This is a genomic window from Enterobacter sp. 18A13, from assembly GCF_007035975.1.
GTDB lineage: Bacteria > Pseudomonadota > Gammaproteobacteria > Enterobacterales > Enterobacteriaceae > Enterobacter > Enterobacter vonholyi.
In genome coordinates this window covers 2,910,523-2,924,118 of record NZ_AP019634.1, presented here as the reverse complement: position 1 = coordinate 2,924,118, position 13,596 = coordinate 2,910,523, and the positions used below count along the sequence as shown (strand labels likewise).

General features: G+C 56.8%; 9 protein-coding genes. 4 read left to right on the top strand and 5 right to left on the bottom strand.

Annotation, left to right across the window (positions count from 1 at the left end):
- Positions 1-252: 252 nt before the first annotated feature.
- On the bottom strand, positions 253-1,551 hold the full coding sequence (locus tag FOY93_RS14245; protein ID WP_143345280.1) for a serine hydrolase domain-containing protein: 1,299 nt from the start codon (positions 1,549-1,551) through the stop codon (positions 253-255).
- Positions 1,552-1,656: 105 nt separating this feature from the next.
- Between FOY93_RS14245 and FOY93_RS14240 the strand changes: the two genes are divergently transcribed.
- A complete protein-coding gene (locus FOY93_RS14240; RefSeq protein ID WP_136195817.1) occupies positions 1,657-2,550 on the top strand; it encodes a LysR family transcriptional regulator in 894 nt (297 codons plus the stop codon).
- Here FOY93_RS14240 and fumA read toward each other — a convergent pair.
- Both fumA and FOY93_RS14230 read right to left on the bottom strand, forming a co-directional pair.
- Positions 2,539-4,188, bottom strand: coding sequence for a class I fumarate hydratase FumA (fumA, locus tag FOY93_RS14235; protein WP_143345279.1), 1,650 nt, complete (start codon positions 4,186-4,188; stop codon positions 2,539-2,541). The genes FOY93_RS14240 and fumA overlap by 12 nt on opposite strands.
- Before the next feature lie 56 nt (positions 4,189-4,244).
- Complete coding sequence (locus FOY93_RS14230; protein ID WP_023325580.1) at positions 4,245-5,753, bottom strand: anion permease; 1,509 nt, start codon at positions 5,751-5,753, stop codon at positions 4,245-4,247.
- Between the two features lie 609 nt (positions 5,754-6,362).
- Here FOY93_RS14230 and FOY93_RS14225 point away from each other — a divergent pair.
- Entirely contained in the window at positions 6,363-9,143 is a 2,781-nt protein-coding gene (locus tag FOY93_RS14225; RefSeq protein ID WP_143345278.1) for a flavocytochrome c, read from the top strand.
- Between the two features lie 95 nt (positions 9,144-9,238).
- The gene (locus FOY93_RS14220; protein WP_136195814.1) at positions 9,239-10,201 is read left to right on the top strand and encodes an FAD:protein FMN transferase; all 963 of its coding nucleotides are present in this window, start codon (positions 9,239-9,241) and stop codon (positions 10,199-10,201) included.
- On the opposite strand, the gene dcuR is transcribed toward FOY93_RS14220, so the two are convergent.
- Together dcuR and FOY93_RS14210 are read right to left on the bottom strand one after the other, a co-directional pair.
- Entirely contained in the window at positions 10,182-10,901 is a 720-nt protein-coding gene (gene dcuR / locus FOY93_RS14215; RefSeq protein WP_045908149.1) for a two-component system response regulator DcuR, read from the bottom strand. The genes FOY93_RS14220 and dcuR overlap by 20 nt on opposite strands.
- Positions 10,898-12,514 carry a sensor histidine kinase gene (locus FOY93_RS14210; RefSeq protein ID WP_115875739.1) on the bottom strand — a complete coding sequence of 539 codons (1,617 nt, stop codon included), beginning with the start codon at positions 12,512-12,514 and terminating at the stop codon, positions 10,898-10,900. The genes dcuR and FOY93_RS14210 overlap by 4 nt, the downstream gene beginning before the upstream one ends.
- Before the next feature lie 165 nt (positions 12,515-12,679).
- Between FOY93_RS14210 and FOY93_RS14205 the strand changes: the two genes are divergently transcribed.
- A complete protein-coding gene (locus FOY93_RS14205) occupies positions 12,680-13,543 on the top strand; it encodes an N-acetylmuramic acid 6-phosphate etherase (RefSeq protein ID WP_136195812.1) in 864 nt (287 codons plus the stop codon).
- Positions 13,544-13,596 lie beyond the last annotated feature (53 nt).

The following is a 13,596-nucleotide window of genomic DNA, read 5'->3' as shown; positions in this document are numbered from 1 at the left end:
TACGCGTCTGTTTCTGAAAACTGGATCAGGATGAGGAATTAGATAAGCGCAAATGCCGCATCGACTGATGCATTTCTTGCATGAATATAATCCGACGAATAAATACAATTAATGGCAACAATAACTTAACAAGCCGTTGGCTTTTTATTCACCAATATTCTGTAAGTCTCTGATATTGCGATTTTGTGATGTGGCGCAGAGGCGCGTTTCAGAATGAGCCGGGTAACCGCTTCATTACCCGGCGGATGCAATTTAGCGCAGCGCCCTGGCAATCGCGCTAAACATCAGAGAGGCTTCCAGCGGCTGGGCGCTGAAGGACGGTTCCGCCTGCGGCCAGATAGACCACTGGACGATGACCAGATTTTCCTTTGGGTTCACCACGATCATCTGCCCGAAAATGCCCAGCGCCCAGAGCGAACCTTTCAGCGAATCCTGTGCCGTCGGCTCTACGCCCGTGGCGTTGGCGGGCACTTCATTGTTCCACCACTGATAGCCGTACAGCCCCTCGGGATGGGCGTCTGAGACCGAGCCTTTGGCCTTCGTCCACTCTGACGACTGCCTGATCCAGTTTTCCGGCAGTATGGTCTTACCGTTCGGCAGCGTACCGTTGTTCAGGATAAATTGCCCAAAGCGTCCCCAGTCCTCCAGCGTGGCGTTAAAGCCGTGCGCGCCGACGTCGTGCTGGCCTTTGCTGTAGGCATGCCACACGCCGTCGCTCGCCATGCCGTAAGGCTGCCAGATGCTTTTCTCCAGATAGGCTGCGAGCGTCATGCCGGTGGCCCGCTCCAGCACGTCACCTAGCAGCCAGGCACCGCCCGAAGAGTAAGACCAGTTCTCTCCGGCCGGATGCGCTCTGCCCAGCCCCTTCACCAGCTTGCGCACGCAGTCATAGGTACCCGGCTTCGCCTCGCACTCGGTGAGCTGTGCAAAGTCGGAGTGGGGGTTGGTGTAATCCTCGTTCCAGGCCACGCCGGACGTATGGGTGATCAGCTGTCTGAGCGTCACGCCGTCCCACGCGGTGCCTTTCAGATCGGGTTCATACCGCGTGATCCGATCGTCAAGCGAGTGGATCTTTCCCTCTTTGAGGGCTACGCCCACCAGCGCCGATACCACCGATTTCCCAACCGAGCGCGAGGTCCAGAGCGTCGAGTCGGTATTGCCCTCTCCAAGATACTTCCAGGCGATTTTGCCGTCCTTCAGCACCAGCATGCCGCTGACGTTCTGCCGCTGGAGGTAGTCCTTAAGGCCGTAGCGCCTGCCGTTGACCTGATAGTGTGCGTCCGTGAGCGGCTTGTCCGACATTTCCAGCGGCACGGCGCTACCGTGGCGGAAAACGTCCCCGGCGTAGTTGCGGTAGTCATTGCGAAAGCCCACCACGCGATCGGCCTGACTCCAGGTGAGCATCTTATGGGTGTCAGGCAGGGTGGTGTCGAAGGGGGCAGGGCAAGCGCTGAGGTCGGTGCCTTTACAGGCGGCCACTGCCGCAGGGGAGATCAGGGTGCTGAAGATAAGGCCCGCCAGCAGGGCATGGTTTACTTTTCTGTTTTTCATATCCGTCTCTTACAGGTTAGGAACGGCTTCAGTTTAAAAACCCCGGGGCTATAATAAAAAACGCGTAGCGGGGGAAAATCCCCCAAAAAACAGAGGGAGCGTAGCGTGGCGGGACTGATTTATTCTTTTGCACAGCTCGAGGCATTTACCGCCGTGGCCGAGAACGGGAGCCTGAGTAAAGCCGCGGTGGCGCTGAAGAAGGACCGAACGACGCTTCGCGATCTGGTTGATTTTCTTGAGGATGGGTTGGGCTACGCGCTGTTTATTCGCGACGGCCGCACCCTGCGGCTCACGCCCGAAGGGGAACAGCTTCAGCGCCAGGCGCACCTCCTGATGCGGCAGGTCAAAGCCTTTGAGGCGTTTGCCAGAGAGGTGCCGCACGGTGCCACGCAGGACCTGACGCTGGTCTACGATCCTTTTACGCCCAGAGCCTTTCTGCATGGGGTGATTGCTGAAATGGCGGTACGAAAAATCCGCCTGAGCCTTATTTGCGCCTCGCGGGATGAATCGGAACGGCTGCTGGCGAACAATGACGCGGATCTCGCCATCTGTCAGGCACGCAACCGCAGCGTGGGCAATGATATGGAGTGGCGTGCCCTGGGTGCCATCGATATGGATTTTTATGCCGCCAGCGGGCTGTTTGCTGACCGTTCTTCGCCTCTGTCGCTGCTCGATCTCTCCCTGGTACCTCAGGTCGTCATGCACCCCGCCTCGGACGAGCCGGTGGCGCGCCGCCTGCAGATTTCCGGGCATACCCTCTTTACCAATGAGCCGGAGATGCTGCGCGGTCTGCTGGAGCGCGGCTGCGGCTGGGGATTCTTACCGACGCATTTTCACGCCGGGCAGTGGCAAAACGTAAAAAGGCTGCACACCGAAGTGGGCAGCCAGGGAATTGGTCAGACGATGGTCACCATCTGGAAGCCGGGGAGCGACAAGCGCAGCACGATCGCTGAAACGCTGTCGCTCCTGCCGAACGTATGGAAGCACTCAGCGCTGTGAACAGCCTTTACACTGCTGGTTCTGGATCTGCTGGAAGAAATCGTTGCCTTTGTCATCCACCAGGATAAACGCCGGGAAGTTCTCGACTTCAATTTTCCAGATGGCCTCCATTCCCAGCTCAGGATACGCGACGCACTCCAGGCTCTTAATGCTGTTTTGCGCCAGCACCGCCGCCGGGCCGCCGATGCTGCCCAGGTAGAAGCCGCCGTGCTTATGGCAGGCGTCCGTCACCTGCTGGCTGCGGTTGCCTTTGGCCAGCATGATCATGCTCGCGCCGTGGGACTGCAGCAGGTCCACATATGAATCCATGCGTCCCGCCGTGGTCGGGCCGAGCGAGCCAGACGCGTAGCCTTCCGGCGTTTTGGCCGGGCCCGCGTAGTAGATCGGGTGATCTTTGACGTACTGCGGCAGTTCCTCACCGTTGTCGATTAGCTCTTTCAGCTTCGCGTGGGCGATGTCGCGCGCCACGATGATGGTCCCGTTCAGCGACAGGCGGGTAGAGACCGGGTGTGCGGAAAGCTGCGCCAGGATCTCGTTCATCGGCTTGTTCAGATCGATGCTGACCACGTCGCCTTCGCCCTGCTGGCGCAGTGACTCCGGAATGTACTGGCCTGGGTTGTGCTCCAGCTTCTCAATCCAGATCCCGTCGCGGTTAATTTTCGCTTTGATGTTGCGGTCCGCGGAGCAGGAGACACCCATGCCAATCGGGCAGGACGCGCCGTGGCGCGCCAGGCGGATCACGCGGATGTCGTGGGCGAAGTATTTACCGCCAAACTGCGCGCCGAGGCCGAGGTTCTGTGCTTCCTGGAGCAGCTCCTGTTCGAGCTGAACGTCGCGGAACGCCTGGCCGTGTTCGTTGCCTTCCGTTGGCAGCGCGTCGTAGTAGCGCGTGGAGGCCAGCTTCACGGTTTTCAGCGTGGCTTCCGCCGAGGTTCCGCCGATAACAAAGGCAATGTGGTACGGCGGGCAGGCTGCTGTCCCCAGGGTACGCATCTTCTCAACCAGGTAGTTTTTCAGCTTAGCCGGGGTGATCAGCGCTTTGGTTTCCTGGTAGAGATAGGTTTTGTTGGCAGAACCGCCGCCTTTTGCCATGCACAGGAATTTGTATTCGTCGCCGTCCACGCTGTAGAGGTCAATCTGCGCCGGCAGGTTGGTGCCGGTGTTCACCTCTTTATACATATCCAGCGCCGCATTCTGCGAGTAGCGCAGGTTGTCATCAATGTAGGTGTTATACACGCCCTGGCTAAGGGCCGCTTCGTCACCGCCGCCGGTCCAGACGCGCTGGCCTTTTTTACCCATGACGATCGCGGTGCCGGTATCCTGGCAGGTCGGCAGCACGCCTTTGGCCGCGATCTCAGAGTTACGCAGGAACTGCAGGGCAACGTATTTGTCGTTCTGGCTGGCTTCCGGGTCGTTGAGAATGGCGGCAACCTGCTTCTGATGGGAAGGACGCAGCATAAACGCGGCGTCGTGGAAGGCCTGCTGCGCCAGCAGGGTCAGGGCTTCCGGCTCCACCTTCAGGATTTCCTGGCCTTCGAACTCGGTAACGGAGACGTGCTCTTTGGTCAGCAGGTAGTATTCGGTGTCGTCATGCGAAAGAGGGAAGGGGTTCTGGTAGATAAACGGTTTGTTTGACATAGCGTATTGCTCCACAAAAAATAAAACCGCCGGAGGAGAAGTCCGGCGGTCAGGAATCAGAACATCATGGACATCCACGGATAGCCAATCAGCAGGAGGGCCGCCAGGAAGATGGCACCGAAGATGGTGCCGAGGCGCCAGTAGTCTTTGGTTGGCAGGTAGCCGCTACCGTAGTAGATCGGGCTTGGGCCAGTACCGTACGGGGTGATGATCCCCATCACACCCAGCGAGGTCACCATCAGCAGAACAAACACTTCCATATTCATGCCCGGGATGGTGGAGGCGATGGTCAGCATCGCTGGCAGCAGCGCCGTAGTGTGCGCGGTGGTGCTGGCAAACAGGTAGTGCAGCAGGTAGAACGCCAGCAGCAGGACGATGGTCGCCACGCCCGGAGAGATACCGCTCATCAGCAGACCGCCTTCTTTACCCAGCCAGCTGATAAAGCCGGTAGAGGAGAGACCGTCCGCCAGCGCCACCAGGGTGGCGAACCAGACGAAGGTGTTCCACGCGGCTTTGTTACCGGTGATGTCGTTCCACTCCAGCACGCCGGTCCACAGCATCAGGCCGACGATGAGCAGGGCAGCCATAGCCGGTTCAATCCACGCGGCGGCGAAGATCCACATCAGCAGCGCGCAGCACACGAACACCAGCAGCAGAATTTCATTGCGGGACAGTTTGCCGAGTTTTTCCAGTTCGCGGGTCGCCCACAGCGGCACTTCGTTGTTGACCTTCACTTCAGGCGGGTAGAACCAGTAGGCCAGCAGCGGCATGGTCAGAATCAGCAGAATACCCAGCGGCAGGAAGGCGAGGAACCAGGTGCCCCAGGAGATATCAATCCCAACCGTACTTTTCACCAGCGCCAGGGCCAGCAGGTTTGGCGCGAGGGCGGAGAGGAACATTGAACTTGTGATACAGGCCGCGGTGATCGCCACCCACATCAGGTACGAACCAATCTTACGCGCGCTTGGGTCATTAGGTTTTGAACCGTACAGCGGCGGCAGGTTAGCGATGATCGGGTAGATGGTCCCGCCGCTGCGCGCGGTGTTGGACGGGGTGAACGGCGCCAGCAGCAGGTCAGCAAACGTAATTGCGTAACCGAGCGTCAGGCTGCGACGGCCGAGGTATTTCACCAGAATCAGCGCCAGACGGCGGCCGAAGCGGGTTTTGTCATAGCCTGCGGCGAACATAAAGGCACCGAAAATCAGCCAGACGGTAGAGTTACCAAACCCGCTCACCGCCCACTTAAAGGAGGCGCCTGCCAGCTTGAATTTCGGATCGGCCAGCTGTTCAGGGCTAAACAGCACCCACTGGCTGCACAGGGCAATGGCGACCACGCCGGTCAGACCGATCACCGCACCTGGCAGGGGTTCGAAGATCAAACCGACGATCACGCCGACAAAGATTGCGAAGTAGTGCCACGCGTAAGGAGGCAGTCCTTCCGGTACCGGAACAAACAGCAGCAGTACGGCGACGATGACGGGCAGTGCCATCATCAGCAGACGTTTTGCGTTTCCATTTGATGCCTGGTTCGCCACAGGGGGCGTTACAGCAGTTTTTGTATTCATAGTTTCACGTCTTAAGTTGTCAAAGATTCGGTCGAACTGAAAAACAAAATCACTTTCTTAAGTTTCTTTGCTTTTTTTAGTTATTAAAGGTGCAATTTTGTATTTTCAGTAATAGCAATTTAACGCTTTTGTAGATGCTCTAAATTAAAAATTGATGATGTTTTTATATTGCGCCTTTGGATGCCATAACTATTGATCGCGATCAAAAAAACAGAATTGCAGCGTTATTTTTATGCTTTTATTAATAACCACTCAGGCGTATGTGGGTATTACCTGTTTTATTGGTTTGCTTTATCATTTTCGTAACATTTATGCTTTCTTTGTTTTTTTATATTCTTGTTTTTTATGGTTTTGTATGTGATATGGAAATTGGTTTTACCAATTTTTATTTAACGAATTTTAAATTATTGTGAATGACTAAATTACATTCGCTAACACCAATGTGTTATTTGTGTTATTGCAGGGATTAAATAGTTTATTAACTAACGTAATAACTTTAGAAACTAAAAAAATCATTATATTAATATCATGACATCGGCAAATAACGACGAACAAAAAAATCACTCCGATAACGAATTCTTAATTTTTTAAAAGTTTGGAGTTTCTATTATGAGCACTAACGAACGCATTCTTAGCCCCTTCACATTACCGAATGGCACTGAACTGAAAAACCGTTTGTTAATGGCCCCTATGACCACCTGTACCGGCTATTACGACGGCACCGTTACCAGCGAACTGGTGGAGTACTATCGTGCTCGTTCCGGCAGCATCGGCACCATCATTGTGGAGTGTTGCTTCGTTGACGATCTCGGCCTCGCCTTCCCGGGCGCGATCGGGATTGATAATGACGAGAAAATTGCCGGGCTGGCGAAAATCGCGGAGGCGATTAAATCCAAAGGGTCAAAGGCCCTGCTGCAGATCTACCACGGCGGCCGCATGGTTGACCCGAAACTGATCGGTGGCCGTACGCCGGTTGGCCCAAGCGCTGTTGCCGCGCCGCGTGAGGGCGCAGCAACGCCAGTGGCGCTGACTGGCGAAGAAGTCGAAGGCATGATCGGCAAGTTTGGTGAAGCGGTGCGCCGCGCGATCCAGGCCGGCTTCGACGGCGTGGAAATCCACGGGGCGAACACCTATCTGATTCAGCAGTTCTATTCGCCAAACTCTAACCAGCGTGACGACGAGTGGGGCGGCAGCCGCGATAACCGCGCGAAGTTCCCGCTGGCGGTTCTGGATATCACCCACAAAATGGTGCGCCAGTACGCGGACGACGCCTTTATTATTGGCTATCGCTTCTCCCCTGAAGAGCTTGAAGTGCCGGGCATCCGCTTTGAAGACACCATGTACCTTCTGGAAAAACTGGCGGCGCGCGGCGTGGATTACCTGCACTTCTCCGTCGGCGCGACCCTGCGTCCTTCCATTGTCGACACCCAGGACCCGACGCCGCTTATCGAAAAATACTGCGCGATGCGTTCTGAAACGCTGGCGCAGGTTCCGGTGATGGGCGTGGGCGGCGTAGTGAATGCCGCCGATGCCAATGAAGCGCTTGAACACGGCTACGACCTGATTGCCGTTGGCCGCGCCACCATCGCTTATCCGGACTGGACAGACCGCATCGCGGCCGGCGAAAGCCTTGAGCTGTTTATGGACAGCACCCAGCGCGAGGCGCTGAACATTCCTGAACCGCTGTGGCGCTTCTCGCTGGTGGAAGCGATGATCCGCGACATGAGCATGGGCGAATCAAAATTCAAACCGGGTACCTTTGCTGAGAAAGTGCAGGATGACGCTAACGAACTGGTGATTAACGTCAGCCTGGAAACCGACCGCATTGCGGACATCGAGCTGGCCTCCGGCCCGAGCGAAGACGTTGAGTTCGTCACCAGCTTTGAAGAGATCCGTACCCGCATTCTGGATGCTAATACTCCGCACGTGGATGCCATCACCGGCGCAACCAGCCAGAGTGAAGCGGTGAAGAAAGCGGTCTCTAAAGCGATGCTGAAATCCAGCAAAGCGCTGGCCGCGGAAGAGGGCGTTGACCCGAACGAAACCCGCAGCGTGGACGTGGTGGTTGTCGGCAGCGGCGGCGCCGGGCTGGCGGCGGCGATTCAGGCTCACGACGAAGGCGCGAGCGTGCTGATCGTCGAGAAAATGCCGACCATCGGCGGGAACACCATTAAAGCCTCTGCCGGTATGAACGCTGCCGAAACCCGCTTCCAGCGCGTGAAGGGCATTCAGGACAGCAAAGAGCTGTTCTACCAGGAAAGCCTGAAAGGCGGCGGCAACAAGAACAACCCGGAACTGCTGCGCCGCTTCGTCGAGAACGCGCCGCAGGCGATTGAGTGGCTGGCAACCCGCGGCATCATGCTGAACGACATCACCACCACCGGCGGGATGAGCATTGACCGTACTCACCGTCCAAAAGACGGTTCTGCGGTGGGCGGTTACCTGATTAGCGGCCTGGTGCGTAACGTCAACAAACGCAACATCGAGGTAATGTTGGATACCTCCGTCAGCGACATTATCTTCGAAAACGGTGAAGTCACCGGCGTGCGCCTGACCACCGAAGAGAATGAAACCATCACCGTGGCAGCGAAAAGCGTGATTGTCGCCACAGGCGGCTTCAGCGCCAACAGCCAGATGGTCGTGAAATACCGTCCGGATCTGGAAGGTTTCGTCACCACCAACCACAAAGGGGCGACCGGTGGCGGTATCGCGCTACTTGAGCGCATCGGAGCTGGCACTGTCGATATGGGCGAGATTCAAATTCACCCAACCGTAGAGCAGAAAACCTCGTACCTGATTTCCGAATCCATCCGCGGGGGCGGGGCGATTCTGGTCAATCAGAAAGGGGAACGCTTCTACAACGAAATGTCGACCCGCGATAAAGTCTCGGCGTCAATCATCGCGCTGCCGGAGAAATACGCTTACATCGTCTTTGACGAGCACGTACGCGCCAAAAACAAAGCTGCGGATGAGTACATTGCCAAAGGCTTCGTGACCAGCGCCAGCTCGCCTAAAGCCCTGGCGGAAGCGCTCGGTATGGATCACCACGCTTTCCTGGCGACCCTGGAACGTTACAACGGTTTCGTTGAAAAACAGCACGATGACGACTTTGGTCGTACCACCGCGCTGCGTGCGCCCATCAATGAAGGGCCATTCTACGCCATTCAGATTGCACCGGGCGTGCACCACACCATGGGCGGCGTGACCATCAACACCGAAACCTGCGTGCTGGATAGCAACCACAACGTGCTGCCAGGCGCGTTTGCAGCCGGTGAAGTGGTCGGCGGGATCCACGGTGCTAACCGTATCGGCGGTAACGCGGTGGCAGATATCATTATTTTTGGTACCCTTGCAGGACATCAGGCGGCTCTGCGTTCGAAAAAGATGTAAGGCACCTGCTTCCCAGGCCGGATACGCGCAGCGCTATCCGGCATTTTCCCCGGCGGCGCGGTGCCAGCCGGGGGCTACAGCTGAGGACTCCTGCCATGCCTGATAGCCATCGCGTTTACAGCTACTCCGCCGTCCTGATGGGGTCTCCCATCCTCCTGAAGCTCTTCTCCCATGACGAAGCCCTCGCGTCCCGCGTGTTTCGCCTGATCAAACAGTATGAAGACCTGCTCACCGTCAACCGCGCGCACTCGCAGGTGATGGACATCAACCATGCGGCGGGCCAGCATCCGGTCACCGTCAGTCGGCCGGTGTTTGATCTGATCCGCTGTGCAAAAGCGGCAAGCCTGCTCAAGGACAGCGCCTTTAACCTGGCGATCGGTCCGCTGGTGAAGCGCTGGAAAATTGGCTTTCAGGGGGACAGCGTTCCGCCTGCCGATGAAATCGCCTCGCTGCTGGCGATTACCCGCCCCGAGGATGTCCTCCTTGATGAGGCCAGCAGCAGCGTGTTTCTGACCCGGGCGGGGATGGAGATCGATCTGGGGGCGATTGCCAAAGGCTATATCGCCGACAGGGTGCGGGATTACCTGCATAAAGAGGGCGCGGAACTGGGGCTGATTAACCTCGGCGGAAACATTCAGACCTTAGGCTCCCCGGAAGGGGGCTGGAGCGTTGGGCTGAAAAAACCGTTCGCCGGTGACGCGCTGATCGGCACTATGACCGTAGAGAACCTGTCCGTCGTCACGTCGGGAACTTACGAGCGCTACTTTGAACAAGACGGCAAACGCTATCACCACATTCTCGATCCGCGCACCGGTTACCCGCTCGATAACGAACTGGACAGCGTGACCATCATTTCAAAAGATTCCATCGACGGCGATATCTGGACCACGCTGATGTACGGCATGGGCGTGGAGAAGGGCCGCGCTGCGCTGCGCGCGCGTCCCGACATAGAAGCGATCTTTGTGACCAAAACAAAAGAAGTGGTGTTCTCTTCAGCACACCACTTCCGCTTTACCCTGCTGGATGATACCTACCGCGTTACTGACAGTATTGCTTGAGCAGGCCCGTTTGCTCCGGCTGGAGGCGGTAGCGATACACCGGACGCCCGGTGGCGCCGTAGTGAATGCTGGTGAACAGAATATTGATTTGCGCCAGCCAGATCAGATATTTGCGGCAGGACACGCGGGAAATATTGACCGCGTTTGCCAGATCGTCGGTAGAAAACTCCGTCTCCGGGTGTGCGTCAATCCACTGGCAAATCGTGCGAAGCGTTTGCGGCGTTAACCCTTTCGGCAGCTTTTTGCTGTCCGCCAGTTCCGGTGCCCCGCCGTGGATCAGCCGGTCGACGTCCGCCTGCTCGTAATACTGATGCGACCCCATCAGGCTATGCTTTGCCTTCCAGCCGTTCAGCGCCTCTTCAAAGCGCGGGAACTGGAACGGCTTGATCAAATAATCCACCACGCCGTAGTGAATGGAGGTCTGGATCGTGGCGGCGTCGGCGGCCGAGGTGATCATGATCACGTCGATTGGGCGGCCGGATGCGCGAATGACGGGCAGCAGATCCAGCCCGTTATCCTGCTGCATATAGACATCCAGCAGCACCAGATCGACAGGATGGCTGGGGTCATTAATGATGGCCTCGGCCTGGTTTAGCGTGGAGGCGACGCCACAGCAGGTAAAGCCTTCAACGCGGTTGACGTACAGACGGTTGAGGTCGGCCACCATGGCGTCATCATCGACAATTAACACATTTATCACGCGATTTTCCTCTCGCTATCCCAGGGGATGTGAACAAAAAATTGGGTAAATACGCCGGGCTCAGACTCGACGGAGATATCGCCGCCAAGGTTCTGAATCTGCTGGCGAGCAAGGAACAGCCCAACGCCGCGGTTTTCACCTTTTGTTGAGAAGCCCTTTGTAAAAATAGACTCCAGCTGAGTGGGATCAATGCCGGGGCCATCGTCGCTGACTTCACAGCTGAGCCAGCCGTTCTGATAATGCAGCAGCAGGCCGATCTCGCCCTCCTGCTGTCCTTCCATCGCGTCGAGCGCGTTTTCAATGAGGTTGCCCAGCGCGGTGATCAGCACCGCGACCTGCTCTTCACTTGCGGTATCCGGTATCTGGCTTTCATCCGCCAGCGTCAGGGTGACGCCCGCTTCTTTCGCCCGGTTGATTTTACCCAGCAGGAACCCGGCAACCACCGGGGATTTTACCTTGCTCTGTATCGTACCGATATCCGTCTGGTAATGATGTGCCGTCTGGAGAATGTACTCTTCCAGCTTGTCGTAGCGCTTAATATTCAGCAGGCCGAGTATCACATGCAGTTTATTCATAAACTCGTGGGTGTGGGCGCGCAGGGCATCGACGTAGTTAACCATGCCGTCCAGACGCTGCATCAGCTGGCTGATTTCCGTTTTATCACGAAAGGTGGTGATGGCGCCGATCACCCGATCCTGACTTTTCACGGGGACCATGTTGCACAGCAATAGCCTACCGTTGCAGCTGATCTCCTGATCCTGGCGCGCAACGCCCGTCTTCGAGACGTCACGCAGGCTGGCCAGCAGGGGCGCGCTGGCGTTTTCGGTCTGCTTGCCGGAGGGGAGAAGCAATATTTCTCTGGCGGTCTGGTTGATCATCGTCACGCGCCCGTGAATATCGACGGCCAGAACCCCTTCGCGAAGCGACTGCAGCATTGCCTGACGCTGTTCGAACAGGGCGGAAATTTCGTAAGGTTCGAGCCCGAACAGGATGCGTTTCAGTACCCGCACCAGACCCCAAATTGCCATGGAGCTCATAAAAATACTGAATAAAATGGTCCAGACGGCGTTTAGCCGCCCGCGGGCAATCTGCTCTTCAACCTTATTCAGGGAGATACCGACTACCACCACGCCGATCTGCTCGTGCTGGCCGTCGTAGACGGGCGTAAAAACGCGCAGCGCTTCGGCGAGCGCGCCCCGGTTAACCGATACGTTCTCTTTGCCTTCCAGCGCAGGGGTTAAATCATCGCCGATAAAATGCAGCCCCAGCAGCGCCTCGTTCGGGTGTGAATAGCGGATCCCGCGCATATCGGTGACCACGGTGAACAGCAGATCGTTTCGCTTCGTCACCGCCTGGGCGATAGGCTGAATAATATTCTCCTGCGGTGCCTGCATCAGGCCGCGCTGTATCTCGGGGCTGTCGGCGAGGGTGCGGGCAATGCCGAGCGCAGTGTCTTTAACATCATCGCGGGTCGCCCGAGTGATTTGTACTGAGTAGAGCGCAAAGACCACCAGCAGCACAGAGGCAATAATCGCGCATACCATCAGCGTGACCAGCGTATTGAGTTTCATGGGGCGCTTGCGCGTCGGAAGGAAAGGCTGCAAATCGCTCATCAACACTCCGCGATGATTAAGAAAGGGGGTAATTATCGCCGATGACGCGCTTTTCTTAAAGCCATGTAAAGGCGTGGATTTGGTCCTCTTTTCGTGACCCTCCTCGCAGGTCATCTATATAAAACACTTTATAGTGTATGGGTACTCATAATAAGGAGGCTGTTTATGAGCGTTATGCTTACCGGTTCGGTCAGGGAAAGACGGCACGCCAGCACGATGAATATTGATAGATTGTCCACGCTGGACATGCTGAAAGTCATTCACCAGGATGATGCACTCATTTCTGCTGCTATTACCCCCTGTTTAGATACTATTGCACGCGTGGTAGACAACGCCGCCGCGGCGCTCAGCCACGGCGGTCGCCTGGTCATCGTTGGCGCGGGGCCGTCTGGGCGCGTTGCGCAACAGGTTACCGATGAGTATGCGCCGGGCAAAACCCCGGTGATTGCCGTTACGGCACAAGAAGGGGAAGGGAGCTACGAGCGCGGCGTTGCCGATCTGCAGGCCATTAAGTTTGGTGAACACGATATGATGCTGGCCGTGACCGTCAGCGGAAAAACGCCGTGGGTCTGGGGGGCAATGCGCCATGCATGGTCGCTGGGTTCGCCGGTGGCCATCATTACCGGCGATGCGCAAAGTGAAGCCGCGCATCTGGCGAGCATGGTTATCGCTCCGGATCTGGGTGCCGATGTCGTCGCAGGCTATATCAACACCAAAGCGGGGATTGCGCAGAAAATGATCCTCTCAATGATCGCTACAGGGCTGGCCGTTCGGACCGGACGGGTTTACAGCAACCTGCGCGTGGATCTTGAGGCAAGCAACACCAAATGGGCCGAACGCCAAATCGCCATTGTGATGGAAGCGGGGGGATGCTCCCGGGCGGAGGCTAAAGCCGCGCTGGAGAGCTGTAACCATCACTGTAAAACGGCGGTATTGATGGTGCTCACAGGGCTGGATGCGTGGAAGGCCCATGAACTGCTGGCGCAGAATAACGGGTTTATTCGGGTGGCGCTGCAGGAAGCGCCATAATAAAAATGAAGAAATAAAAAAGGCCGCAATTGCGGCCTTTGGTATTTTGGGGA

Coding starts and splice junctions, on each gene's coding strand:
- FOY93_RS14245 (WP_143345280.1), bottom strand. CDS start 1,551: ATGAAAAACAGAAAAGTAAACCATGCCCTGCTGGCGGGCCTTATCTTC.
- FOY93_RS14230 (WP_023325580.1), bottom strand. CDS start 5,753: ATGAATACAAAAACTGCTGTAACGCCCCCTGTGGCGAACCAGGCATCA.
- FOY93_RS14205 (WP_136195812.1), top strand. CDS start 12,680: ATGAGCGTTATGCTTACCGGTTCGGTCAGGGAAAGACGGCACGCCAGC.
- FOY93_RS14225 (WP_143345278.1), top strand. CDS start 6,363: ATGAGCACTAACGAACGCATTCTTAGCCCCTTCACATTACCGAATGGC.
- fumA (WP_143345279.1), bottom strand. CDS start 4,188: ATGTCAAACAAACCGTTTATCTACCAGAACCCCTTCCCTCTTTCGCAT.
- FOY93_RS14220 (WP_136195814.1), top strand. CDS start 9,239: ATGCCTGATAGCCATCGCGTTTACAGCTACTCCGCCGTCCTGATGGGG.
- FOY93_RS14210 (WP_115875739.1), bottom strand. CDS start 12,514: ATGAGCGATTTGCAGCCTTTCCTTCCGACGCGCAAGCGCCCCATGAAA.